We start from the raw sequence: 23658 nt of genomic DNA, 5'->3' as shown, positions 1-23658 counted from the left end.
GCTCTTCCCCTCCTCCCCACAGGAGAGTTCGTCATGGCCCGTACGGTTTCCCCCACCCACCGGCGCCGACGCCGCGCCCTGCCCGCGCTCACCGCCGGCACCACCGCCCTCGCACTGGCCGGCACCGGCCTTGCGCTGTTCGCCGGTGGTGCCAGCGCAGCCGCCGTCAATCTGGTGGCCAACGGCGGCTTCGAGACCGGCACGCTGGCGGGCTGGAGCTGCACCGCGAGCGCGAGCGCCGTCAGCACGCCGGTGCACTCCGGCTCGTACGCGCTGCAGGCCACGCCCAGCAGCTCGGACAGCGCGCAGTGCACGCAGACGGTGTCGGTGCAGCCGAGCTCCAGCTACACGCTGAGCAGTTGGGTGCAGGGGCCGTACGTCTACCTCGGCGCGAGCGGGACCGGCGGGACCGACCCGAGCACCTGGTCGAGCCAGAGCTCGTGGAACCAGCTGAGCACCACGTTCACCACGGGTGCGAGCACGACGAGCGTGACGGTATATCTGCACGGGTGGTACGGGCAGGGGGCGTACTCGGCGGACGACGTGACGCTGACGGGGCCTGCGGGGGCTTCGGCTCCGCCTACTACTGCTCCGCCGACCACTGCTCCGCCCACTACTGCTCCGCCGACCACCGCGCCGCCGACGACTGCTCCGCCGACCACGCCGCCTCCCACCACGCCGCCGCCGGCCTCGGGCGGCCTGCCGAAGCACGTCCTCACCGGCTACTGGCAGGACTTCGACAACGGCGCGACCGACCAGAAGCTCGCCGACGTCCAGAGCGCGTACGACATCATCGCGGTCTCGTTCGCCAACGCCGACCCGACCAAGCCCGGCGGCATCACCTTCGCCCTGGACCCGACGCTCGCCACCAACCTCGGCGGTTACACCGACGCGCAGTTCCGCGCCGACATCGCCGCCAAGCACGCGGCCGGCAAGAAGGTCGTCCTCTCCATCGGCGGCCAGAACGGCGCGATCACGGTCAGCGACGCCACCTCGGCGGCGAACTTCGCCAGCAGCGCCTACGCGCTGATCCAGCAGTACGGCTTCGACGGCGTCGACATCGACCTGGAGAACGGCATCACCCCGACCTATATGGCGCAGGGCCTGCACAGCCTGGCGAGCAAGGTCGGCAGTGGCTTCATCCTCACCATGGCCCCGCAGACGCTGGACATGTACACCACCAGCAGCGGCTACTTCCAGCTCGCGCTGAGCGTCAAGGACATCCTCACCGTCGTCAACACCCAGTTCTACAACTCCGGTGGGATGCCCGGCTGCGACGGCAAGGTCTACAACCAGGGCACCGAGGACTTCATCACCAGCCAGGTCTGCACCCACATCCAGGGCGGCCTCGACCCGTCGCAGGTAGGCATCGGCGTCCCGGCCTCCAGCCAGGCGGCGGGCGGCGGCTACGTGAACTCCACCGTCGTGAACAACGCGCTGGACTGCCTGGCCACCGGCACCAACTGCGGCAGCTTCGTCCCGCCGGCCAAGTGGCCGACCATTCGCGGCGCGATGACCTGGTCGACCAACTGGGACGCCAAGAACGGCAACGACTTCTCCACCAATGTGGGCGCCCACGCCCACGCCATGCCGTAACTCTCCGGCGCGGCGGGCCCCTTGAGGGGAGGGCCCGCGCGCACGATCGGGTCCGCCGCACCGCGCAGGTGCGGCGGGCCCGATCGCGTCAGCGCGGCTGGCACATCGCTGCCCGGACGCGAGCCGCACCGGCCGCCGCCACTGCGGCCCCGCCGCCTACGTTGACCTGGCGTGGCGAGCCGAGGCCCGCGCAGGACCGGCAGACCCCGGGGGCGGGCACCGGATCGTGGCACTTCACGCACTCGGCGTACCGTCGCACCTCTCTCCTGTCGCTGGACGGCATCTTGCGCTGCAACCGGTTGCGGATCACCGCGACCGGCGAGTGGATCACCGCGGGCAGCCCGGGCAGCAACGCCCGCGCCAACTCGGCAACCCCGCTCCCGTGCGCCAACCAGCGAGCCACCAGGGGCGCCAACTCCCGTGCCTCGCGCTCGCCGATCCGCAGCCGCGGCTCGGGCCTGATCGCCCGGAAGAGCGCCGCGACCGCCGCGCGGATGCCCTCGTCGGGCTCGTCCGGCTCGTCCGGGAGGGAGGGTTCTTGCCCCTGGTTCTTTACATAAGGGACGTCAGGCGCAGCGGAGTTCGCCTCACCGGATCCCGAAGGGGGGGGACACCCGGAAGCTGCGGCACGTCGTACAGATGAGCCTCCGACCGCACCTTGCCGTCCGGCATCCGCACCACCTCAACTCGGTAGTACCCAGCGGCAGTCAGCTCCTTGAGCGCCCGCCGGACCGCCCCCCGCCCCTGCGGACTGGAGTCAGCCATCTGCCGCCCGTCCTCCCGCCACCCGTCAGGCCGCGAGAGCAGGTCAACCAGCAGCCCCCGAGCGGTGTAACTCAACCGCCGGTCCTGCAAAGCACTGTTGGGAAGAACGGTGAACGAGCGCACGTGCGCGCTACGATGAATCTGCATGGGGTTTGGATCTGCTCCCGTGCCAGACCCCGGGGTGTTGGCGCACCGCCGGGGTCGCTTATTGGTCTATTGAGCGGCAACGTAGCACGGGTCAGATCGCAGACGGACGGCTTTATCAGCATTGTTCTGATGCACGATCAAAATGACTGCAATGCTTCGACTTTGCCAGCTTTCAACAGGCTCCGGGGGAAGCGCCTGGCCGATCCGGGCGGGGGCACGGAGACACAGCGCCCTCAGGACGCAGAGAGTCCGCCACCGGGCTCGATGCAGGTGGCGGACTCGTTGGTTCTGGGGGTACTGCTCTACGGCTCGGGGCGGTAGCCGACAATGGGGTCGTCGTCCGGCGAGTTGCGCATCCACTCGCGGAAGCGATTCCACTCGCCTGGGCTGAAGGCGAGGGACGCCAGGCCAGGGTGCTTGTCGTCACCGAGGCGCACGGTGTGCCCCGGGAAGCTCTGCACCGTCACGCACTGGGCGCTCTGGCCTGATGTCGGGGACTTAGCCGGAGCGTGCAGGGCCTCGGACTGGTCATAGACATAAGGGTCTTGGGACATGCTCACGCAATTTCCTTGAGACGGGCTTCCAGTGCCGCGACCGTATCATCCGGCGACAGCGCGGCTCCGAGCAAGCGACTGAAGGCTCGGTCGAACCGCCGACTCTCGCGCTCCGACTCTCGCACATTGTTGGCCACAAGACCCTCGGATACGACGAACTTTGGGCTGCCCTGCTCGGCGAAGCTCAGACGCAGCACCGGCGCCGCCACGATCCCGCGCCTCCCCGTAGCGAACGGGGTCATCTGGAAGGTGACCGTTTCGAGCTCGGCCAGCTCAATCATGTGACGCAGTTGGTCAGCCAGAATCTCAAGGTCTTCCGCACTATGGAGCGCGGCCTCGCTGAAGACGCTGTGCAGGGCCAACGGCGGGCTGCCAAGGAGACGTTGCTGTCGGTGGCGCCGAACCTCCATGAAGAGATCGGCGTCATCATCGGACGGAACTTCCCAAGCGTTGGCAATGATCTGCCGACCATACCGATCTCGCTGAGCATGCAACGGGAAGACGTTCCCGCTGTGCTCTTCGATGAGGTGCGCCTCTGCTTCGAGCGCAAGGTGCGAGATGTAGGTCGGTCCCAGAAGATCGGCGTAGTCAACCCACCAGGGCCGCACACCACTCGTGTTGGTGAGCAGGTTCTCCAGGCTGGTTCGCCGGCCGCCGTGCACTCCGTAGTGATCAAGGAGGGCCTTGAGACTCTTGGGCGTGACGGGGATGAGGTTGCGTTCCATCTTGCTGATGGAGCCGATGTTGAGCCCAGTCTCACGATGGACCTGCTCAAGGGTCTGCCTCGCGTCCTGGCGCAACGCGCGAAGCTCAGCGGCGAGTTCGATCGCGCGAACTTCGGACACATGTTCTCGGATGGACGGCATGAGACCCCTTCCTGTTTGACGTTCAGTTTCGTCCGCCAACCATGGCGCAGGCAACCCTCATTCATGATCATTGAAAATGATGGTTCTTGTTGCTTGCAAATGACGGTCCATTAGGTTCACACTCGTGATGCCACGCATCGCAGCCACAGGGCTACGGAGCGTTCCCAAGTCACGCGCGGTCGGCTGAATGCCCTTCCGCGCTGCGATTGGAGGAACCATGGGCGTTGACCATGATCACAACGCAAGAACCAGCGTCTTCGTAGCTGTACCGGAGTCGGTAGCGATAGCGCGGCGCTTTGCGGTGGATGCAGCCCGAAAGAGTGGCTGGTCCGAGACGGACATGGTCGCGCTGCTCGTCAGTGAGCTGGCCACCAACTCGGTCCACGCTGCTGGTGTGTTCGCCGTCGTCGTATTCGCCCCATGCGAGGACGATGCCGGCCGCCTGCATCTGCGGGTCGAGGTCGTGGACGACTCTCCGGTACAGCCGGTCAACCGAGGCATGGCGCCGACCTCGGCCGAGTCGGGGCGCGGCATCCCCATGGTGGCGGCCATCGCGGAGGAATGGCACTCCGAAGAACGAGCGAACGGCAAAGCGGTCTGCATCACCCTCCGGGAGGAGGTGCGGCATGGGCACGAACGCCGACGCCAGAGAAGCAACAACTCCGTTGCGGCACTGGCCTCCTGACAGCCAGCTCGCATTGGGCAGGAGGACGATCGCGTGGTGCGGGCGCTGGCGGAGTTCCTTGCCGGCCGCGCGCACGGCCCGGGCAGCGCCCTGTCCTCTCAGCTGGCCGAGCTGCCCTCTGTGCCATGGGAGTTGAGCAGGAGCCGATGCCCCCCCAACCGAGAAGGAGCAGCACTTATGACCGAGACCGCATCTCTCGCTCTGGCGCCGGTCGAGACGCCGGACAAGCCGTTCACCCCCCACGAAGCGCGGGCCGATCTGCGTCGCCTCGGGCGGCTGCTCGACGAACAGGCCAGGAGCGGAGCGTCCGGCGCGGAGCTGGATGTCACGCTGAGCTCTATGCGAGCCGTGCATGAGCGCATCACAGGCGAGCGGATGCGACGCTAGCAACGCTGCGTGCCCACTGCCCGAAACCCAGAAGTCGGCATTCCCGACTTCCGACTAATCCTTCGGAGTCAGCCAAGTGACGATCAACACCGCGCAGCTGGACGCAGCAGTCTCCGACAAGACGATCCTCGCGAAGAGCGCCTACTCCGACGGACGTCACCTGGCCGCCCGTCAGTCGATCTACCGCTGGCAGCAGCCGCAGTACGACCTGCCGGGGATCGTCATCGCGGAGCTGGCCGAAACCAGCGGGGCGGTGCTCGACATCGGTTGCGGCAACGGCAAGTTCATCAACCGCTTGCACCGGGACCGCCCCGACCTGCGAGTGGTGGGGCTGGACATCTCGGCAGGCATTCTCGCCGGCGTTGAGAAGCCGGTCCTGGTGGCCGACGCCCAGGCGCTGCCCTTCGCCGACAGCAGTGCTGACGCGGTGCTGGCCCTGCACATGCTCTACCACGTCGGGGATATCGCAGCCACGATCAAGGAACTGGCACGGGTGCTACGGGCCGGGGGCATCCTGATCGCCTCGACCAACAGTGACGCCGACAAGCAGGAGTTGGACCAGCTGTGGGCCCAAGCAGCAGGCGACGTCCTGGGCGTTGCCGAGGGCCCGTCACGGGTCTCCCTCAGCTCGCGCTTCTCCCTGGAGAAGACATCTGGCTACCTCGGGGTGGCGTTCAGGGATGTCCGGATTCGTGAGCTTCCCGGCACGATCAAGGTCACCGATCCGGCACCGGTCGTCGCGCACCTGGCCTCGTACGAGGCATGGGCCGAACAGTGCGGAGTCCCCTTCCACGAAACGGTCACGAGAGTGCGCGAGATCGTCACGGCCGTCATCGAAGCCGAGGGCTCTTTCAAGATCAGCTGCCTTGGTGGCATGTTGGTCTGCCGTCCATAGGGGCGTCGACGATGACCTCGTCGCGCAAAGTCGGCAGTTCTGACTTCCCCTGCTGATCGGGCCGTTCGAGTGCTGCGCCGTGCGGGTCTGGTGCGCAATGCGCCAGAAGCGCATGACCACATGAGGCACCAGGCCTTTGGACCAATTATGCGCGGTATTGATCGCCTGGTGATCGTCGTGTCCCATTCAGTGTCATCTCGGCGGTCAACTCTGCCAGTTCCCAGCGCTCTCATGAACTGCTGGCCTTCCTCGCTACGCTCGGGCCAACGAGCATCGATCTGAGTATCAAATGCGGCGGGCGGGATTCCATCGGGGAATGTCCTGGAGAAGGAGGCCGGTTTCCGCCTCGGTCGCGCACTGTGGGAAGGGTGGGAAGTGCTATGGGACTGTTCACAGTTGACGCCGATCTCGATGAGATCTACAAGCGGTGCGAGATCAGCGATACCGAGATCGTGCAGCAGCCGGGCGGCGAGTACGACACTGGGGCGGTCATCCCACGTCGCAACTGGATGACCCTGAGTCAGTTGCAGACCGAGGTGCTGTGCGGGGTGCAACACCCCGAGCGTGCGGTGGAGATCATCCACGTGCCCCTGGAGGTGATGAACATCGCCGCCGGCGCACACCGGTACCACGGGAACGCGGCACTGCCCGATGCCCCGGCACAGGAGTACCTGGGGACCGTCACCAACCAGGCCGACATGCTGACCACGACCCTCAACGACACCAGCGGCAGCATGCTCGGCCTCCACCTGGACAACTGGGACCGGCTGCCCTACGGCGAGCGGTACCGGTCGCGCCGCCGGCTGTGCGTCAACCTCGGTCCGGGCAGCCGATGGCTGCTGGTGTGCGACCACGACAGCCAGGCGATCGTGCGAAACCTCTACCCTGACGCCTACTTGGACAGGGTCCCGCACACCGACGACGTGCGGGCCTTCGTCGCCGCCGGGAAGCCGCTGACCTGCGTGCGCATCCGCATCGACGCGGGCGAGGGCTATCTCGCGCCCACCGACGTACTGCCTCACGACGGTTCGATGGAGGATCTGGAGGAGCCGTCCACAGCGGCGTTCTGGCTCGGACACTGGGCGTCCGGGGCTTTCCCCGTCCTGATCTGACACTGGCTGATGAAACCCGAGAGAACGGACCGCACGATGGCCGACCGCCCATTCGTCCTGCTGAGTGTCGCCACCTCCGTCGACGGCTATATCGACGACGCCTCGCCGCAGCGCCTGCTGCTCTCGAACGCCGAGGACTTCGACCGCGTCGACCAGGTCCGGGCGGAGTCGGACGCCATCCTCATCGGCGGCAACACCCTGCGCAGCGACAACCCGAGGCTGCTGGTCAACAGTGAGAAGCGCCGGGCCGACCGGGTCGCGGCCGGAAAGCCCGAGTTCCCCCTCAAGGTGACCGTCACCGCCAGCGGGGAGCTCGACCGCGACCTCAAGTTCTGGCACTTCGGCGACAAGAAGGTCGCCTACACCACCGATGCCGCCGCGCCGAAGCTCCGCGAGAAGCTGGACGGACTCGCCGACGTCGTCAGCACCGGCGAGAGCGTGGACTTCGGCGCCCTGCTCGATGATCTGGCCGCCCGAGGCGTCAAGCGGCTGATGGTCGAAGGCGGCGGGCAGATCCACACCCAGTTCCTGTCCCAGGGCCTGGCCGACGAAGTACACCTCGCCGTCGCACCCCTGCTCGTCGGGGACGTCGCCGCACCGCGCTTCGTCCACCCAGCGGACTACCCCGGCGGCAGCACGCGGCGCATGAAGCTCCTCGAAGCTCGAACCGTCGGGGACGTGGTGCTGCTGCGCTACGCGCCGAAGGAGTTTTCGGCCTGAACTCCTGACCCGAAGCGCATCGCGCAGCTTCCTGATTCCTCAAAGTCGGCATTCCTGACTTCCCCTTGCCGACCGTGGGGCTGCGCCGGGCGCCCCTAGACTCGCGGTCCAGCGTTCTCATGATCGGCTAGCTGGTGGGCATGTCAGTGATACCGATCGACCAACACCGGGCGCTACCGGACCACCGTCAGGATTGCTACCAGGGCGCCGAGGAGCATGGCGGGGCCGAAGGGGAGGGGGTCTTTGCGGGTGGCGCGGCGGGTGAGGAGGAGGGTCATGCCCCAGACCGCCGCCAGCAGGAAGCCCTCGAAGACGCCGGCGAAGACGGTGCGCCAGCCGTACCAGGCGAGGAGGGCGCCCAGGGTGGGGGCGAGTTTGGCGTCGCCGAGGCCCATCGGGCCGAGGAGGGCGAGGGTTCCGTAGAGGAGGCCCAGGATCACGGCGGAGAGCAGACAGGACCTCAGCACGGAGACGCGGTGGTCGAGCAGGGCCGCTCCCGCGAGCAGGACGGCGGTGCCCAGGGCCAGCGGCAGGGTGAGGGCGTCGGGGAGGCGGTGGACGGCGGTGTCGACGAAGGCGAGGACGACGGCGAACAGGGCGACCCAGACCAGCGCCGGGCCGATCGGCCAGCCGACCGCCGAGCCCACCGCCGAGCCGACCGCCGCGCCCACACCCGCCGCGACCAGCTCAACAACCAACGGCGCGGGCCCCAACCGCTCCCGGCAGCCGGGGCAGCGGCCGGAGGGCGGCAGCAGGCGGAGGGTTCGGCCGCAGGCGCAACTGCTGCGCAGGGGTTCGCCGTACGGCACAGCGTGCCGGGTGGCCGCGGCGCGCAGGGCGGGTGCGGCGGCGAGCCCGGCGAGTAGTCCGACCATCAATTCGATCACACTGGCCGATCTACCCCATGCGCGCTACGGCTAGGCCACGCACCGTACGATCTCGGGTCGAGCACCTCGTGACAATCGATCACGGCGCCGACGACACAGACACGAACGGGGACAACAGGCTATGGAGCCATTGGAGACCAGCGATCCCGAGGCCATCGGGCCTTACCGCCTGATCGCCCGTCTGGGCGCGGGCGGCATGGGGCGGGTGTACCTGGCGCGGTCGGCCGGCGGACGGACCGTCGCCGTCAAGGTGGTGCGCCCCGAGTTGGCCGGGGACGCCGAGTTCCGGGAGCGGTTCGGGCGCGAGGTGGCCGCCGCGCGGGCGGTGGACGGGGCATACACCGCGCCCGTGGTGGACGCCGAACTCACCGGGGAGATCCCGTGGTTGGCCACCGCCTATGTGCTGGGCCCGTCCCTCACCGAGGCGGTGCACGAGCACGGCCCGCTGCCCGAGAGCTCGGTGCGCGCGCTGGGCGCCGGGCTGGCCCAGGCGCTGCGGGCGATCCACGCGGCCGGTCTGGTGCACCGGGACCTCAAGCCGTCCAATGTGCTGCTGGCCGCCGACGGACCCCGGGTGATCGACTTCGGCATCGCCCGCGCGGTGGACGGCGATCAGCTCACCCGCACCGGCATCGTGGTCGGCTCGCCGGGCTACATGTGCCCCGAGCAGGCCTCCGGACGCCCGATGGGCGCGGCCGGCGACGTGTTCTCGCTCGGCTCGGTGCTGCTCTACGCGGCCACCGGGCACGGCCCGTTCGAGAGCGAGTCGGGGCCGGCCGCGCAGTTGTACCGAGTGGTGCACGACGAGCCGGAGCTCGGCTCGCTGCCGGACGCGCTGCGCCCGGCGATCACCGCCTGCCTGGCCAAGGACCCGGCGCGGCGCCCCACACCCGAGCAGCTGTCCGCGATGCTCGCGCCCGGCGGCGCGCCGAGCGTGCTGCGGGACGGCTGGCTGCCGGTGCCGGTGGCCTCGGCGCTGGCCCGGCACGCGGCCGCGGTGATGGACATGGAGACGCCCGCCCGGGGCACCGCGACCGCGCCGACGCCGAGCGCCGGTTACTCGCCGACCACGACGGACGCGGCGGCGGTGGGGGCCGTCTCCGACGGAACCATGAAGCTGGGCAGCGCGACCACCACCCCGCTGCCGACCACCGAGCCCCGCCCCTCGCGGCGCGGGCTGCTGCTGGGCGGCGGCGGCCTGGTCGCCCTCGCGGCGGCCGGCGGCGCGGCCTGGGCGCTCGGCGGCTCGGGCAGCGGCAAGGCCGCCAAGGCGGCCACCACCACCCCGAAGACCGGCACCGCGCAGCCCGTCGTCCCCGTCCCCTCGCAGTCCCGCCCGGACGGCGTCCCGCCGCAACCGCTGTGGACGTACGCCGCGCAGGGCCGGCTCACCGCCACCCCCGCCCTGGTCGCGGGCAACGTGCTGCACCCGCCGGGCGCGGGCCTGGTCGCGGTGGACACGGTGACCGGCAAGGAGGTCTGGGCCCGCCGGGACGTCTCCGCCATGGACGCCGTGATCAGCTCGGGGCGGGTCTACCTGGACACGTTCCAGAACGTCGTCGGCTACGACTCGGCCAGCGGGAAGCAGAGTTGGCAGTCGGCAACCAAGGATCCGTCCGGTCAGCTGATCACCCCGAGCGCCATGCTGGGCGCCGACGACCACGCCGTCTACCTGCTGGCGAACGTCAGCCCCCCGGCCGTGGGCAGCACCGGGACGGACGGTGTGCTGGCGTTCTCGGTCGCCAGCCAGCAGCAGCTCTGGTTCCAGCCGCGCAAGAAGGGGACCGACCCGCTGGTCGACGCCAGCGCGAACGGCGGCAACATCTACTACACCGACGACCAGGACAACCTGGTCGCCCGCAGCGGCCAGGACGGCAAGCAGCTCTGGTTCGCCAGCACCGGCGCGGCCGCCGCCTACCCGTTCGCGGTCGACGCCACCCAGGCGTACTGCCTGGTGAACAACGACGGGCTGCAGGCGGTACGGCTGAGCGACGGCGTCCAGCAGTGGGCGTTGAAGGTCCCGGCCGGCGAGCAGCTGATGTACACCCCGGTCACCGTCGCGAACGGCGTGGTCTACGGCACCGACGGCACCGCGACGGTCGTCGCCTGGGACGCCAAGTCCGGCAAGGTACTGTGGAGTTGCCCGGTCCCGCAGCGCCCGTCGGCGATGACCCCGCCGCTGCTGCTCAAGGAGACGCTCTTCGTTCCCGGCACGGGCGCCGAGGGGCTCTACGCGATCGACATCAAGGCGGCCAAGATCCGCTGGACGTTCAAGAACGGCCTGGACTCCGGCGACGACTGGTACCTGGCCACCGACGGCGAGCGGCTGTTCGCCACCTTCGGCGCGACCGTCTACGCGCTCCCGCCGGTCTGATCGCGCTCTTGACCACGTGCCCTCGATCGGGGGCACGTGGTCAAGAACACGCCCGCCGCCCCACCGGCGCGCCGTAAGGTGACCGCATGCAGGTGATCCAGTCCAGCAAGCTCGCCAATGTCTGCTACGACATCCGCGGCCCGGTGCTCGACGAGGCGATGCGACTGGAGGACCAGGGGCATCGCATCCTCAAGCTGAACACGGGCAACCCGGCCGCGTTCGGCTTCGAGGCGCCGCCCGAGATCCTGCAGGACATCCTGCGCAACCTCTCGACCGCGCACGGCTACGGCGACTCCAAGGGCCTGCTCTCGGCGCGCCGCGCCGTGGTGATGCACTACGAGGAGCGCGGGCTGCACGGGCTGTCCGTCGAGGACGTCTTCCTCGGCAACGGCGTGTCCGAGCTGATCCAGCTGGCGATGACCGCACTGCTGGACGACGGCGACGAGGTGCTCGTCCCGGCCCCGGACTACCCGCTCTGGACGGCCTCGGTCAGCCTGGCCGGCGGCACCGCCGTGCACTACCGCTGCGACGAGCAGTCCGAGTGGTACCCGGACCTCGCCGACATCGCGTCCAAGATCACCGACCGCACCCGGGCCATCGTGGTGATCAACCCCAACAACCCCACCGGCGCGGTCTACCCGCGCGAGGTGCTGGAGGGCATCGCCGAACTCGCCCGCCGCCACAAGCTGGTGGTCTACGCGGACGAGATCTACGACAAGATCCTCTACGACGACGCCGAGCACGTGCCGCTGGCCACCCTGGCGCCGGACCTCTTCTGCGTCACCTTCAACGGGCTGTCCAAGGCCTACCGGGTGGCGGGCTTCCGCTCCGGCTGGATGGTGCTCTCCGGTGACCGGCAGCGCGCGAGCAGCTACATCGAGGGCCTCAATGTGCTGGCCAGCATGCGGTTGTGCGCCAATATGCCGGCCCAGCACGCGGTGGCGGCGGCGCTCGGCGGCCGCCAGTCGATCAAGGACCTGCTGCTGCCGGGCGGGCGGCTGCTGGAGTCCCGGGACGCGGCCTACCGGCTGCTGAACGAGATCCCGGGCGTCAGCTGCGTCAAACCGAAGGGCGCGCTGTACTGCTTCCCGCGGCTCGACCCGCAGGTCTACAAGATCAAGGACGACGCGCAGATGGTGCTGGACCTGCTGCGTGCGCAGCGGATCCTGATCGTCCAGGGCACCGGCTTCAACTGGCCCGACCCGGACCACTTCCGGCTGGTCACGCTGCCGCGCGCGGAGGACATCGAGGACGCCGTCACCAGGATCGGCGACTTCCTCCAGGGGTACGCCCAGCCGTAGCCGCCTACACGCGGAAACCCGAAAGGCCGCCACGCCTCGCAGGCAGTGGCGGCCGTTCGCTCGGTTCAGCCTGAGCCTCAGCCCAGGCGCTTGACCAGCGCCCGGTACTCGTCCCACAGCTCGGTCGGCGTGTGCTCGCCGAAGAGCTCCAGGTGGGCGGGGATCAGGGCCGCCTCCTGGCGCCAGATGTCGGCGTCCACGGTGAGCAGCAGGTCCAGGTCGTCCTGCGAGAGGCCGAGGCCCTCCAGGTCGAGCGAGGACTGCGTGGGCAGCACGCCGATCGGGGTGTCGACGCCCTCGCCGGTGCCCTCCAGGCGGTCGACGATCCACTTGAGCACGCGGCTGTTCTCGCCGTAGCCGGGCCAGACGAACTTGCCGTCGCTGTTCTTGCGGAACCAGTTGACGTAGTAGATCTTCGGCAGCTTGGCGGCGTCGGCCTGCGCGCCCAGCTTCAGCCAGTGGCCGAAGTAGTCGCCCATGTTGTAGCCGCAGAACGGCAGCATCGCGAACGGGTCGCGACGCAGCTCGCCGACGGTGCCCTCGGCGGCGGCGGTCTTCTCCGAGGCGATGTTCGAGCCGAGGAAGACGCCGTGCTGCCAGTCGAAGGACTCGGTGACCAGCGGAACGGCGGTGGCGCGGCGGCCGCCGAAGAGGATGGCCGAGATCGGCACTCCCTTCGGGTCCTCCCACTCGGGCGCGATGGTCGGGCACTGCGCGGCCGGGACGGCGAACCGGGCGTTCGGGTGGGCGGCGGGGGTGCTGCTCTCCGGCGTCCAGTCGTTGCCGCGCCAGTCGATCAGGTGCGCGGGGGCCTCCTCGGTCAGGCCCTCCCACCAGACGTCGCCGTCGTCGGTCAGCGCGACGTTGGTGAAGACGGTGTTGCTGTGCAGCGTCTCGATGGCGTTGGCGTTGGTGTCCACGCCGGTGCCCGGGGCGACGCCGAAGAAGCCGGCCTCCGGGTTGATCGCGTAGAGCTGCCCGTCGGCGCCGAAGCGCATCCAGGCGATGTCGTCGCCGATCGTCTCGACCTTCCAGCCCGGGATGGTCGGCTGGAGCATGGCCAGGTTGGTCTTGCCGCACGCGCTCGGGAAGGCCGCGGTGACGTACTTGACCTCGCCGGACGGCGGGGTGAGCTTGAGGACGAGCATGTGCTCGGCCAGCCAGCCCTCGTCACGGGCCATCGTGGAGGCGATCCGCAGCGCGTAGCACTTCTTGCCGAGCAGGGCGTTGCCGCCGTAGCCGGAGCCGAAGGACCAGATCTCGCGGGTCTCGGGGAAGTGCGAGATGTACTTGGTGGTGTTGCACGGCCACGGGACGTCGGCCTCACCCTCGGCCAGCGGCGCGCCGACGGTGTGCACGGCCTTGACGAAGTCGCCGTCCTCACCGAGCTGGTCGATGACGGCCTGACCCATCCGGGTCATCACGCGCATCGACACGGCGACGTACGCGGAGTCCGTGATCTCGACCCCGTACGCGGCCAGCGGGGAGCCGACCGGGCCCATCGAGAAGGGCACGACGTACATCGTGCGACCCTTCATCGCGCCCCGGAAGAGTCCGCTCTCACCACGGAAGACCTCCCGCATCTCGGCGGGGGCCTTCCAGTTGTTGGTCGGACCGGCGTCCTTCTCCTGCTCGGAGCAGATGTACGTCCGGTCCTCGACACGCGCCACATCGGTGGGGTCGGAAGCAGCGTAGAAAGAGTTGGGGCGCTTCTCGGGGTTCAGCTTCTTGAAGGTGCCCTGGGCGACCAGCAGCTCAGCGAGTCGCTGGTACTCCTCCTCCGAGCCGTCGCACCACTCGACGCGGTCCGGCTGGGTGAGCTCCGCGATCTCGCTGACCCAGGCCAGCAGGCGCTGGTGACGGGTGGGTGCCGCTGCGCTGAGGGCAGAGTTCTCGTACGACACGATCGCTCCGTTTCACGCCTGTTCGTCCTTGAGCAGGCGTCCGGGGGTTTGAGGGTTCTTGCAGCGTAGCCCGGCCATTCGGGCGACAACATGGCGCCATGGCGTTTTTGCCGTAAGTTTTACTACAAGATGGCCATAAACTGACGGGTTTTACGGCACTTCCGGCAGAGCCCAACCACTTCCGTCACGGAGCCCAATACTCCAGAACGGCCAAAAGTGATGAGGGCCACTACCTACTTACCAGTAACCTACGGACCCGTAGGTAAGATGACCGCCATGACTGCGGACGAGACGCCGAGCGGCGCCCCCCTGCCCACCAAGCCGCTCTGGCGCGGTTGGCTGCACGCCGGAATGTTCCCCGCCTCCGTGGCGGCCGGGATCGTACTGATCTGCCTGGCCGACAGCCCGCAGGCCAAGATCGCCTGCGCCGTCTACTCGGCCAGCGCCTGGCTGCTGTTCGGGGTCAGCGCGGTCTACCACCGCTTCACCTGGGGCCCGCGCGGCGACGCGATCCTGCGCCGGCTCGACCACGCGAACATCTTCCTGATCATCGCGGGGTCCTACACGCCGTTCACCATCCTGCTGCTGAACGGCGGGCGCCAGCAGCTGCTGCTCTGGCTGGTCTGGGGTGGAGCGCTGGCGGGGATCGCGTTCCGGGTCTTCTGGGTCGGCGCGCCGCGCTGGCTCTACACCCCTTGCTACCTCGCACTGGGCTGGGCGGCCGTCTTCTTCCTGCCGGACTTCCTGCGGACCGGCGGCGCGGCCGTGGTGACCCTGCTGATCATCGGCGGTCTGCTCTACAGCGCCGGCGGCGTGGTCTACGGGCTGAAGCGGCCCAACCCGTCACCGCGCTGGTTCGGGTTCCATGAGGTCTTCCACGCACTGACCCTGGGGGCCTTCATCGTGCAGTACGTGGGCGTCTCACTGGTGGCCTACAACGCGATCAGCTGAGCTCCGGTGATCCTGGGCGCGGCGGCCGTCACCCCGGCGGTGCTCGCTCAGGCGCCGGGCGGACGCCGCGCCGCGGCGCTCGGCCAGCCCGTCGTGCAGCTCGCGCGCCCGACGGCAGCGCTCGCAGTGCGCGGCGTCCGCGGGCGAGCCGTGCGCGGCCACCGGGCGCCGCTGGGCCATGTACCGGAACCGGCGACCGACGAAGACCATCACCAGCAGCGCCTCGACCGATGCGACCGCCCAGACCAGTGGCGCGCCGTCCGCCAGGTACCCGGCGACCACCGCCAGCGCGGCGCCGACCACGGCCACCCCGCCCCAGAGCTGCAGATCGCGCGCGTCCCCTCCGGCCATGGCCCACCCCTTCCACTCTGACCCAATGGCACATGGTATCTACTCACGGTGACAGGGCGTAGTCGTCGACGGGCGAACGGCGCATCAATGTTTCATCAACTCCAGGTGCCGGAGCGGGAAGCACATGACGGAGTGCCCCCACGGGGTCACCGTGGGGGCACTCCTCTGTGTGACTAGCGCACTGCTGTGCGACCCCTGCGGCGGCGGGTGGCCAGCCCGACGCCCGCGAGCGCCGTGATCCCGAGCGCCGCCGCGGCCGTCAGCGCCGGGAGCGCGCCGCCGTCCGCGGGTGCGGCGACTCCTGCGGGTGCGGGTGCGGGTGCGGCGCCGGTTGAGAAGCCGCCGCCCAGGCCGGCTTTGTCGTAGGCCGAGCCCGGCAGCTTGTCGCCGTAGCGCTGGTGCACCAGCCGCTGGTACGCCGCCAGGGTCACCCCGCCGGCGCCGACCGAGCCGCGCGCCTCCGCGTCCAACGGCAGCACCCGGTTGCCGCGCAGCACATACCAGGCGTTGACCTGCGGTTCCCGGAAGACCGTGCCGCCGCCGCTGCGCGCGCCCTGGGCCGCGTAGTCGGTCTCGTCGCTGCCCGAGGCGATGTTGACCACCCTCCAGCCGCCGTTCTGCTGGACGGTCCAGACCGAGGCCTTGCGGCCGTCCGCCGAGACCACCTCGGTGGCCGCGAAGTCCGCCCGGGCCACCGGGGCGCCCTGGGTCTGCGCGACGAAGCCCGGGTCGAGGGTGTAGACCGCGACCGTCGCGCCGGTCAGCCGCGGCGCGGCCTGTGCGGCGGCCTGCGCCTCGGCTGCCGCGCCGAGCTGGAGGGGCTGCGTCGGCGGCACTCCGCCGCGGGCGAAGAAGTGCCCCAACTGGTCGAGCACCGAAGGGGCTTGGACCGCGCTGCGGGCCGCCGCCAGGTCACTCTGGGCGACCGCGGGGGGTGTCGCGGCGGGTGCGGCCTGGGCGAGCGGGGCGGCCAGCAGGCCGAGGGTGGCGGCGAGCACCACCGTCGCGGCCGAACGGCCGGTCGTAGCGAATCTCCGACGTGTTGTCGTCATGGTTGTCGTCATGGCTGCCTCCTCACGCGCCGATCTGGTAGAGGGAGTGGGTCCAGGAGAACGAGCTGTTGCTGACGTAGTAGTTGTAGTCAGCCCAGTTGTAGCGGTAGTCCGACGGCCAGGGGTCGCCCCAGTACACCCAGTTGTTGCTGGTGTCGTAGCCGTACAGCACCTCCATGTGGCCGCCGCCCGAGGACCACTGGATGCGCGACTCCACTGGGCGGTTGGCGGCGATCTCGGTCTGGATGGTGCTGTAGTAGAGGTACCCGGTGACGTAGTCGCCCGGGTTGATGCCGATCCAGCTCAGCGCGTTCTGCACGTCGTCCAGCGCGGCCTCGTTGTTGGGGCAGGTGGAGCTGAGCGAGCGGCCGAACGCGGCGTCGCAGAACTGGTTCTGGGTGTAGTTGTAGCCGAACCAGTCGGCGATGGTGTCGCCGCTGGCCGCCCAGCACCAGTTGGTGTTGGACTGCTGCTGCATGCTGATGTTGAGGATCTTCGAGGTGCCGGTGGAGAGGCTTCCGGCGGCGCCGGCCGCGCGGACCCGGGTGGGGACCGGGTTCGCGGCGGCCGAGGCAGGGGCGGCCGGGTTCGCGGCGGCCGAGGCCGTGGTGCTGGTGGCCGCGGTCAGCGCCGGGGCCAGCACGCCGAGCGCGATGACGGCAACCGCCTTGCGCAGCCTGGCTCTTGGACGAGTCGTACCGGAAGGGGACATGCGTTTCCTCCTTGCGGACTTGCAGGGAAGGGAAGTGGGGGACACGCGCCCCCGGCACCGTCCGGATCGGCGACGGGGTGTCACGAAGCATCGGCCCGTTGAGCTGCCCAGGTCAACGGGCCTTTGGGCGCCCGTAGTTCGATGTGAATGCGGCGTTCCAGATGTGAACGGCCGACGCCGCTGCTCTCCGGAAGGGGTGACACCCGGTCGGGGACATGTGAATATTCACCACCACGCCCCTGGGACGGAGACTCCATGCAGCGCAGTTCGCCCACCGCATACCCGTCGCGCACCTCGCACTCCGCACAGCCCGACCTGGCAACGGCCCTGCGCACCGGACCGTTCCATCTGGCGCTGCGCACCGCCCTGCGGACCCGCGGCCTCGCCCTGCACCGGGTGCAGCAGCACCTCGCGCTGCGCGGGGTGCGCATCGGGGTGACCAGCCTCAGCTACTGGCAGCAGGGCCGGCGCCGCCCCGAGCGACCCGAATCATTGCGCGCGGTAAGGGCGTTGGAGGACGTACTCGACCTGCCCGCGCACTCACTGACCCGGCTGCTCGGCCCACGGCAGGCCCTGGTCGAGGGCGCGGCCGCCGTGCTGACCCGCCCCTACCGCGACCTGATCGCCCCCGCCAGCGCGGTGGACGGACTGCTCGCCGAACTGCCCGGCCCGCGCGACACCGGCCTGCACACCATCACCCACCTGGAGCGGATCCGGCTCGGCCCCGACCGCCAACTGCTGCGCCGCGACTCGCAACACGTGCTGCGCGCCCATCGCGACGGCATCGACCGCTACCTCGCCATCTACCAGGGCGACCCGGGCTGCGACGTGGAACAGGTGCGGGTGCGCGCCGAGGAGAACTGCCGCCCCGGCCGGGTCCGGCGCGACCGGTCATCCCAACTCCTGGTCGCCGAGCTGCTGCTGGACCGTCGGATGCGCACCGGCGAGACCCATCTGCTCAGCTACGGCTTCGACGACGCCCCCGCGCCGGAGCCCGGCAACGAGTATGTCCGCGGCTTCAACTCCGGTGCCGGGCAGTACATTCTGCAGGTCTCATTCCACCCCGACGCGCTGCCGGTGCGCTGCCACCGCTTCGCCAGCCGGGCCCCCGGCTCGGCGCCCTTCGAGCGCGAGGAGCTCACCCTGGACGGCTACGGCTGCGTGCACCTGATCGCCACCGGGCTGACGCCGTGCCTGCTGGGGGTCGGCTGGGACTGGGAGTGACTCACTCCGCATCGAACGCGATGACGACCCGGTCCTCCACCTCGCGGTAACCGATCTGCTGGTAGATGGAGTTGCTGGTCGGATTGGCGAGATCGGCGTAGAGCAGCACCTCGGACGCGCCCCGGCGCAGCGCCTCGGTCGAAACGGCCGCCGTGACGGCGCTGCCGTAGCCGCGGCCGCGCTGCTCGGGCAGGGTGAAGACCGGACCGACCCGCACCATGCCGGCCAGCGCCGACGACAGCCCGGCAAACGCGACAGTCCGCCCGCCGACCTCCCAGAGGTGGAAGTTGCCCGCGGACAGCCGCCGGTCGACCGCTGCGGCAACGTCGGGGATGGTCGCGGAGACCTCGTCGGCGAAGGCGTGGGTCCAGCCGATCAGCAGCTCCCGGTCCTCCGGGTCGGCCCGGCGCAGCTGCCCGGCCACCACCGGCGGCTTCAACGCGCCCAGCCGGTACAGGCGCAGGCGCTGCACCCGGCGGGCGCTGCCGCCCACGACCTGGACCCAGGCGGCGGCGAAGGCCTCGGCGGCGGCCGCTTCACCGCCCACGCCGGGCACCGCCATCCGCTCCCCCGCCCGCTCTGTCGTCCGGTCTGTCGTCCGCTCCCCGGCCAGCGCCCGTGCCAGCTCGGCGGCGGCCTCCACCGGGGCCTGCCCCAACTGGACCAGCTGCGGCGGGGTCTGGGCGAAGGCCGCCCGCACCGGCCCACCCGCGGCGGGCCGCCACCAGCCGAAGCGCGCTTCGCCCCCGGCCGACCCACCGCCGGATTCGCCGGCCGCGAGATGGTCCGCGATGGTCAGCAGCACCGTGTTCTGCGCCGGATAGGCGGCGAGGAACTCACCGGCCGCCGCGGTGTACTCGTCCAGCGACGTACTCAAGGTCCAGGTCATGGCCCATCCTGACCCGGCCGCCGCCCTCCGTGCACCCGATATTCAGGCGGTCCGCACGCCCAACCGCCGCGCCAGCTCAGCCGGATCAGCCGTCGGCGCGTCGCAGCTGAAGTGCCGGCAGACGTACGCCGCCGGCTCGCCGCCGAGCAGCGGGCGGTCGGCCAGCAGCGGCACCCCCGGCTCGGCCGTCGGCTCGCCCAGCGCGACCACCGCGCCGGGCGCGGTGGCCAGCAGCGCCGTCCGGTGCAGCCGGGCCGTCCGCGGGTCGCCGGCCGGGCCGACCACCGCGACCTCACGCGGCCCGTCGGCCAGCGCCTCGGCAGCCGCCAGCCCCCAGCCGACGAACCGTGACGCCTTCACCGCCAGCGCGCCCACCACGCCCAACGCCCGTTCGGCGGCGGTGCGGTGGCGATCGGAGCCGGTGTACGCGGCGTACGTCAGCAGCGCGTGCGCAGCCGCCGTCCAACCGGAGGGCGTGGCGTTGTCGGTCGGGTCCTGCGGCCGGCGGATCAGCTGCTCGGCGTCGTCGGCCGTGTCGTAGAGCGAACCCGAGGCCTCGTCCGTGAAGTGCTTCAGCACCGTGTCCAGCAGGCCGCCGGCGAGGTCGAGCCAGGCGCTCTCACCGGTCACCGCGTAGAGCGCGAGGAACCCCTCGGCGGTGTCCGCGTAATCCTCCAGGACGCCCGCGTTCGGCCCGGGCCGGCCGTCCCGCGAGGTGCGCAGCAGCCGCCCCTCGGCGCTCAGATGAACGGAGAGCAGCAGGTCGGCGGCGCGGGCGGCGGCCTCCACCAGGTCCGGGCGGTCCAGCAGGGCGCCGGTCTCGGCCAGTGCGGCGATGGCCAGGCCGTTCCAGGCGGCCACCACCTTGTCGTCCCGCGCGGGCGCCGGCCGCTCACTGCGGGCGGCGAGCAACCGGGCGCGGATCCGCCCGTACGCCTCGTCGTCCGCGGGATCCCGGAGCAGCTGCAGCACCGAACTCCCCTTCTCGAAGGTCCCCTGCTCCGTCACGCTGAACAGCTCGGCGGCCAGCGCGCCGTCCCGCTCGCCCAGCACCTCGGCCAACTGCCCTGGCGTCCACGCGTAGTAGGCCCCCTCGACCGACTTGCCGGTGGCCGCCTCCAGACTGTCGGCGTCCAGCGCCGAGGCGAACCCGCCCTCCGGGGTGCGCAGTTCGGTCAGCAGGAAGTCAGCGGTCTCCAACGCGACCCGGCGCGCCCGCTCGTCCCCGGTGGCCCGCCACAGGTGCAGATAGACCCTGATCAGCAGCGCATTGTCGTACAGCATTTTCTCGAAGTGCGGCACCACCCACTCGGCGTCCACCGAGTAGCGCGCGAAGCCGCCGCCGAGCTGGTCGTAGATGCCGCCGCGCGCCATCGCCTCGCACGTCCGCGTCACCATCTCCAGGGCGCTCTCCTCACCCGTGCGGGCGTGGTGGCGCAGCAGGAACTCCAGCACCATGGACGGCGGGAACTTGGGCGCGCCCCCGAACCCGCCGCGCCGCGCGTCGAAGCCACGCCCCAGCGCGGCCACCGCCTGCTCCAGGTCCAGCTCACCCGGCGGGTGCATCCCGGCGCCCGCGCCGTAGACCGCCGCCCGCTCCGCCAGATCGGCCCGGATCCGCCCGGCCACCTCGGCCACCTCGTCCCGCCGCTCCCGCCAGGCCGCCGTCACCCCCTCCAGCACCTGCCGGAACGCCGGCATCCCGTGCCGGGGCTCCGGCGGGAAGTACGTCCCGAAGTAGAACGGCTCCCGCTCCGGCGTCAGGAACACCGTCATCGGCCACCCGCCCTGCCCGGTCGCCGCCTGCACCGCCTCCATATAGACGGCATCCACATCCGGCCGCTCCTCGCGGTCCACCTTCACCGCGACGAAGTGCTCATTGGCATACGCGGCCACCACCTCATCCTCAAAGGACTCGTGCGCCATGACATGGCACCAGTGGCACGCAGCGTAACCGACTGATAGCAGAACGGGTACATTGCGCCGCCGTGCTTCCTCGAAGGCATCCGGTCCCCAGGGCCACCAATCGACCGGATTCTCGGCATGCTGAAGCAAATAAGGCGAGGTCACGCCAGCCAACCGGTTCATGTGAGCCAGCCTCTCACAGTGCGCCGACCCCGAGCGTGGAACCCGCGCACCTCCGTCCGCTTGGCCGAATTGCACTCATGCGCCATCACATGGTGGACGACGATCACCCCTCTGCACCGAGGCCGCCACTGCAACTGGCACCCCCGTCGTTAATTGGCCGACTACACCGCACCGGGAAGGTCGTCATCCCCCACGCACTCCCCCCATGCAGACTGCAACCGTCAGGGCGGCCCCCGATCGCAGTCGCCACGGTGACACTCGCGCAACGCCCTTGTAGGGATTGTTGCGCCTTGGGGCTGGAAGCCGGATACTGTACTTGGCGAAGACTACGGACGGGGAGGCAGAGGTGGCAGGCGGACTCACGGGCCTAGAGGCACTCGGGCCGATGACTCCGGTCTCGGCTGACATTGACTCCACGGAGACGACTAACGTTGGCCGACGAGTCGCAGAGGCTAGGGCACGCCGAGCACTTACTGGCGATGCACTGGGTGTCCTGGTGGGGCTGGGCAAGGATCAGATTTCGAAGATCGAGCATGGTCGTCGCAAGGTCAGCAGCAGGGAACTGCCGAAGTTTGCAGAGGCACTCGGAGTTAGCATCGCCCACCTCCTTGGCGCCCCCTTCCGTCCCACGCTCGCGATGGCGCACCGGCTCGCCGCAGAAGCCGGACCCGGCGAGGACAACAAAGCCAAGCGCCGGGCCCTGCAGTTGCTGGAGGTGGAGGACGCCCTGGCGCAACGTGCCACGCCGTGGCCGGTGCGTCTCACCGATGCTGGCAGGCGGGTGCGCGAATACGCACGCAGCGAGTTCGCCGCCCCGCCTCGCACTAAGGCAGAGGCCCAGCGGCAAGGGAAGCGTCTTGCCCAGCATCTGCGCCGCGAGCTGGGCCTGGGAACCCACGAGGTCGGCGACCTTCCGGGCCTGATCGAGCGGAACTTCGGGGTGGACGTGGCCCTGTCCCCGCTCGGAACAGCGGCTGACGGTCTGTGCGTCCACGCCGCCAACGTGGCGCTGATTGTCGCCAGTACCGACTTCTCCGAAGGACACGTCCGATTCACCCTGGCCCACGAACTCGGCCACCACCTGCTGGGCGACCCACGAGACGTGATCAGCGAGGGCGAGCACGACATGTTCGCCGACGACCTCCAGGAGAGGCGGGTCAATGCCTTCGCCGGGCACTTGCTGGTTCCAGAAGAGGGCATCCGCGAGACGTTGGCCTGGCGTAGTGCAGGACAGGCCACGGAGCGGAGCGTGGTGGCCCTCATGGAGCAGTTCGGAGTCTCGCTTGCCGCTCTCGTCTACCAACTCTGCCTCATGGGCCTCATCACCTTCGAGCAGGGCCAACGGCTGAAGAGCCAGAAGGTGGGCAATCTCGTCGCCCGACATCCCTCGGTCGCCCCAAACGGTGCATGGATCCGACCACTGCACCACGTCAGGGCGCCCGAACGGCTTCTACAGTCAGCGGTAGGGGCAGCCCGGCTTCAGCAGATGGGTCTGGGGCCCGTGGCCGCCCTGCTGGAGCGCGAGGACGACGACGAACTATGGGACGACATCATGGAGGTTAGCGAAGAGGTGCTCACCTGAGCACCTCCGGCGCGAAGCCTGCGCCCCCGAAGCCTGTGGTGTGGTTCATCGACACCTCATCTCTCGTCACGCTGGCTGCCGACGACGCCCTACGCGCAGCGGTCGAGCGCGAATTGGGCCACCAACGGCGGGCACTGCTCGACGTCGTCGTCGACGAGCTGGAGTTCCTGGCTGCCGGCAACAGCGACGCCCGGGATCTTGCGGAAGCAGCGCTCGAGCAACTGGCATGGCTTGGCGAACCAGTGGACACCACTGACATGACCGACAGTCAACATGTTCTAGCGATTCAAGAGGTCGTGCGAGGCGGGCGCCCTCTCAAGCACGAGCGCGAGCACTGGGCCGAGTCGATGATCATGAGCATGGCGGGGCGGCTCACCATGGTCCGGCCACAAATCTTGACCGAGGACTACGGTGCGCGCGTTGAGTCACTGAACCACGGCCTGACGCCTTTCAGCGTCCACAAACTTCTTTCAATCATGGTCAAGAGCGGCAAGTTGGATGCCAGCGATGCGGTCGCTTATGCCGACTCATTGAAGGCCGCAGGGCGCGGCCAAGACTACACAGCCCAGGATTTCATGACTGGCAGGCTTCGCCGAGTCGGTCACCCCTAGCCTGG

Annotated in this window: 22 protein-coding genes; 12 read left to right on the top strand and 10 right to left on the bottom strand. The window is 69.7% G+C overall.

The features are described from left to right. Nucleotides 1-33 precede the first annotated feature (33 nt). Nucleotides 34-1596 carry a glycosyl hydrolase family 18 protein gene (locus P3T34_RS24120; RefSeq protein ID WP_280668129.1) on the top strand — a complete coding sequence of 521 codons (1563 nt, stop codon included), beginning with the start codon at nt 34-36 and terminating at the stop codon, nt 1594-1596. A gap of 88 nt (nt 1597-1684) precedes the next feature. Here P3T34_RS24120 and P3T34_RS24115 read toward each other — a convergent pair whose 3' ends face one another. From P3T34_RS24115 to P3T34_RS24105, 3 genes are all read right to left on the bottom strand, one after another. Further along, nucleotides 1685-1999 carry a hypothetical protein gene (locus tag P3T34_RS24115; RefSeq protein WP_280668128.1) on the bottom strand — a complete coding sequence of 105 codons (315 nt, stop codon included), beginning with the start codon at nt 1997-1999 and terminating at the stop codon, nt 1685-1687. An 811-nt stretch (nt 2000-2810) separates the two neighbouring features. Next, entirely contained in the window at nt 2811-3062 is a 252-nt protein-coding gene (locus P3T34_RS24110) for a DUF397 domain-containing protein (RefSeq protein WP_280672332.1), read from the bottom strand. A 2-nt stretch (nt 3063-3064) separates the two neighbouring features. Beyond that, nucleotides 3065-3928 (bottom strand): helix-turn-helix transcriptional regulator, encoded by an 864-nt coding sequence (locus P3T34_RS24105; RefSeq protein ID WP_280668127.1) that lies wholly within the window; start codon nt 3926-3928, stop codon nt 3065-3067. 217 nt (nt 3929-4145) lie between these two features. Here P3T34_RS24105 and P3T34_RS24100 point away from each other — a divergent pair, with 217 nt between their 5' ends. The 5 genes from P3T34_RS24100 to P3T34_RS24080 all read left to right on the top strand — a co-directional run bounded on the left by P3T34_RS24100 (nt 4146) and on the right by P3T34_RS24080 (nt 7727). Continuing rightward, complete coding sequence (locus P3T34_RS24100) at nt 4146-4613, top strand: ATP-binding protein (protein WP_280668126.1); 468 nt, start codon at nt 4146-4148, stop codon at nt 4611-4613. A 177-nt stretch (nt 4614-4790) separates the two neighbouring features. Next, entirely contained in the window at nt 4791-5000 is a 210-nt protein-coding gene (locus P3T34_RS24095) for a hypothetical protein (RefSeq protein WP_280668125.1), read from the top strand. Between the two features lie 76 nt (nt 5001-5076). Then, nucleotides 5077-5895, top strand: coding sequence for a class I SAM-dependent methyltransferase (locus P3T34_RS24090; RefSeq protein WP_280668124.1), 819 nt, complete (start codon nt 5077-5079; stop codon nt 5893-5895). Between the two features lie 380 nt (nt 5896-6275). Continuing rightward, nucleotides 6276-7007, top strand: coding sequence for a hypothetical protein (locus P3T34_RS24085; protein WP_280668123.1), 732 nt, complete (start codon nt 6276-6278; stop codon nt 7005-7007). 36 nt (nt 7008-7043) lie between these two features. After that, entirely contained in the window at nt 7044-7727 is a 684-nt protein-coding gene (locus P3T34_RS24080; RefSeq protein WP_280668122.1) for a dihydrofolate reductase family protein, read from the top strand. A 173-nt stretch (nt 7728-7900) separates the two neighbouring features. Here P3T34_RS24080 and P3T34_RS24075 read toward each other — a convergent pair whose 3' ends face one another. Next, nucleotides 7901-8602, bottom strand: coding sequence for an A24 family peptidase (locus P3T34_RS24075; RefSeq protein WP_280668121.1), 702 nt, complete (start codon nt 8600-8602; stop codon nt 7901-7903). Nucleotides 8603-8735: 133 nt separating this feature from the next. On the opposite strand from P3T34_RS24075, the gene P3T34_RS24070 reads away from it, so the two are divergent. Then, nucleotides 8736-10988, top strand: a complete 2253-nt coding sequence (locus P3T34_RS24070) for a serine/threonine-protein kinase (RefSeq protein ID WP_280668120.1) — start codon at nt 8736-8738, stop codon at nt 10986-10988. Between the two features lie 86 nt (nt 10989-11074). Then, nucleotides 11075-12289: a pyridoxal phosphate-dependent aminotransferase gene (locus P3T34_RS24065; protein ID WP_280668119.1), complete on the top strand. Its 1215-nt coding sequence runs from the start codon at nt 11075-11077 to the stop codon at nt 12287-12289. A gap of 77 nt (nt 12290-12366) precedes the next feature. Here P3T34_RS24065 and P3T34_RS24060 read toward each other — a convergent pair whose 3' ends face one another. Beyond that, nucleotides 12367-14193 carry a phosphoenolpyruvate carboxykinase (GTP) gene (locus P3T34_RS24060; protein ID WP_280668118.1) on the bottom strand — a complete coding sequence of 609 codons (1827 nt, stop codon included), beginning with the start codon at nt 14191-14193 and terminating at the stop codon, nt 12367-12369. Between the two features lie 267 nt (nt 14194-14460). On the opposite strand from P3T34_RS24060, the gene P3T34_RS24055 reads away from it, so the two are divergent. Then, on the top strand, nt 14461-15144 hold the full coding sequence (locus P3T34_RS24055) for a hemolysin III family protein (protein WP_280668117.1): 684 nt from the start codon (nt 14461-14463) through the stop codon (nt 15142-15144). Here P3T34_RS24055 and P3T34_RS24050 read toward each other — a convergent pair. The 3 genes from P3T34_RS24050 to P3T34_RS24040 all read right to left on the bottom strand — a co-directional run bounded on the left by P3T34_RS24050 (nt 15115) and on the right by P3T34_RS24040 (nt 17259). After that, the gene (locus P3T34_RS24050; protein ID WP_280668116.1) at nt 15115-15495 is read right to left on the bottom strand and encodes a hypothetical protein; all 381 of its coding nucleotides are present in this window, start codon (nt 15493-15495) and stop codon (nt 15115-15117) included. The two genes, P3T34_RS24055 and P3T34_RS24050, sit on opposite strands and share 30 nt — an antisense overlap. 173 nt (nt 15496-15668) lie before the next feature. Then, on the bottom strand, nt 15669-16559 hold the full coding sequence (locus tag P3T34_RS24045) for a hypothetical protein (protein WP_280668115.1): 891 nt from the start codon (nt 16557-16559) through the stop codon (nt 15669-15671). Between the two features lie 10 nt (nt 16560-16569). Further along, nucleotides 16570-17259: a papain-like cysteine protease family protein gene (locus tag P3T34_RS24040; protein WP_280668114.1), complete on the bottom strand. Its 690-nt coding sequence runs from the start codon at nt 17257-17259 to the stop codon at nt 16570-16572. A 255-nt stretch (nt 17260-17514) separates the two neighbouring features. On the opposite strand from P3T34_RS24040, the gene P3T34_RS24035 reads away from it, so the two are divergent. Then, entirely contained in the window at nt 17515-18483 is a 969-nt protein-coding gene (locus P3T34_RS24035; protein ID WP_280668113.1) for a hypothetical protein, read from the top strand. Nucleotide 18484: 1 nt separating this feature from the next. Here the strand turns inward: P3T34_RS24035 and P3T34_RS24030 are convergent, their stop codons facing one another. Continuing rightward, a complete protein-coding gene (locus P3T34_RS24030) occupies nt 18485-19372 on the bottom strand; it encodes a GNAT family N-acetyltransferase (protein ID WP_280668112.1) in 888 nt (295 codons plus the stop codon). 42 nt (nt 19373-19414) lie between these two features. Next, nucleotides 19415-21460, bottom strand: a complete 2046-nt coding sequence (locus P3T34_RS24025) for a thioredoxin domain-containing protein (protein WP_280668111.1) — start codon at nt 21458-21460, stop codon at nt 19415-19417. A gap of 385 nt (nt 21461-21845) precedes the next feature. On the opposite strand from P3T34_RS24025, the gene P3T34_RS24020 reads away from it, so the two are divergent. Then, nucleotides 21846-23042 (top strand): XRE family transcriptional regulator, encoded by a 1197-nt coding sequence (locus P3T34_RS24020; protein ID WP_280672330.1) that lies wholly within the window; start codon nt 21846-21848, stop codon nt 23040-23042. Between the two features lie 38 nt (nt 23043-23080). Beyond that, a complete protein-coding gene (locus P3T34_RS24015) occupies nt 23081-23653 on the top strand; it encodes a hypothetical protein (protein WP_280668110.1) in 573 nt (190 codons plus the stop codon). Nucleotides 23654-23658: the final 5 nt, after the last annotated feature.

Origin of the sequence: Kitasatospora sp. MAP12-44 (genome assembly GCF_029892095.1) — a bacterium.
Taxonomy (GTDB): Bacteria; Actinomycetota; Actinomycetes; order Streptomycetales; family Streptomycetaceae; genus Kitasatospora.
The sequence above is the reverse complement of the archived record's forward strand: the minus strand, read 5'-3'. Positions and strand labels throughout refer to the sequence as shown.

What these genes read in the sequence shown, in the direction of transcription:
- P3T34_RS24120 (WP_280668129.1), top strand. Translation starts at nt 34, where the DNA reads ATGGCCCGTACGGTTTCCCCCACCCACCGGCGCCGACGCCGCGCCCTG.
- P3T34_RS24110 (WP_280672332.1), bottom strand. Translation starts at nt 3,062, where the DNA reads ATGTCCCAAGACCCTTATGTCTATGACCAGTCCGAGGCCCTGCACGCT.
- P3T34_RS24105 (WP_280668127.1), bottom strand. Translation starts at nt 3,928, where the DNA reads ATGCCGTCCATCCGAGAACATGTGTCCGAAGTTCGCGCGATCGAACTC.
- P3T34_RS24100 (WP_280668126.1), top strand. Translation starts at nt 4,146, where the DNA reads ATGGGCGTTGACCATGATCACAACGCAAGAACCAGCGTCTTCGTAGCT.
- P3T34_RS24095 (WP_280668125.1), top strand. Translation starts at nt 4,791, where the DNA reads ATGACCGAGACCGCATCTCTCGCTCTGGCGCCGGTCGAGACGCCGGAC.
- P3T34_RS24085 (WP_280668123.1), top strand. Translation starts at nt 6,276, where the DNA reads ATGGGACTGTTCACAGTTGACGCCGATCTCGATGAGATCTACAAGCGG.
- P3T34_RS24080 (WP_280668122.1), top strand. Translation starts at nt 7,044, where the DNA reads ATGGCCGACCGCCCATTCGTCCTGCTGAGTGTCGCCACCTCCGTCGAC.
- P3T34_RS24075 (WP_280668121.1), bottom strand. Translation starts at nt 8,602, where the DNA reads ATGGTCGGACTACTCGCCGGGCTCGCCGCCGCACCCGCCCTGCGCGCC.
- P3T34_RS24070 (WP_280668120.1), top strand. Translation starts at nt 8,736, where the DNA reads ATGGAGCCATTGGAGACCAGCGATCCCGAGGCCATCGGGCCTTACCGC.
- P3T34_RS24065 (WP_280668119.1), top strand. Translation starts at nt 11,075, where the DNA reads ATGCAGGTGATCCAGTCCAGCAAGCTCGCCAATGTCTGCTACGACATC.
- P3T34_RS24055 (WP_280668117.1), top strand. Translation starts at nt 14,461, where the DNA reads ATGACCGCCATGACTGCGGACGAGACGCCGAGCGGCGCCCCCCTGCCC.
- P3T34_RS24050 (WP_280668116.1), bottom strand. Translation starts at nt 15,495, where the DNA reads ATGGCCGGAGGGGACGCGCGCGATCTGCAGCTCTGGGGCGGGGTGGCC.
- P3T34_RS24045 (WP_280668115.1), bottom strand. Translation starts at nt 16,559, where the DNA reads ATGACGACAACCATGACGACAACACGTCGGAGATTCGCTACGACCGGC.
- P3T34_RS24040 (WP_280668114.1), bottom strand. Translation starts at nt 17,259, where the DNA reads ATGTCCCCTTCCGGTACGACTCGTCCAAGAGCCAGGCTGCGCAAGGCG.
- P3T34_RS24035 (WP_280668113.1), top strand. Translation starts at nt 17,515, where the DNA reads ATGCAGCGCAGTTCGCCCACCGCATACCCGTCGCGCACCTCGCACTCC.
- P3T34_RS24030 (WP_280668112.1), bottom strand. Translation starts at nt 19,372, where the DNA reads ATGACCTGGACCTTGAGTACGTCGCTGGACGAGTACACCGCGGCGGCC.
- P3T34_RS24025 (WP_280668111.1), bottom strand. Translation starts at nt 21,460, where the DNA reads ATGAACCGGTTGGCTGGCGTGACCTCGCCTTATTTGCTTCAGCATGCC.
- P3T34_RS24020 (WP_280672330.1), top strand. Translation starts at nt 21,846, where the DNA reads ATGACTCCGGTCTCGGCTGACATTGACTCCACGGAGACGACTAACGTT.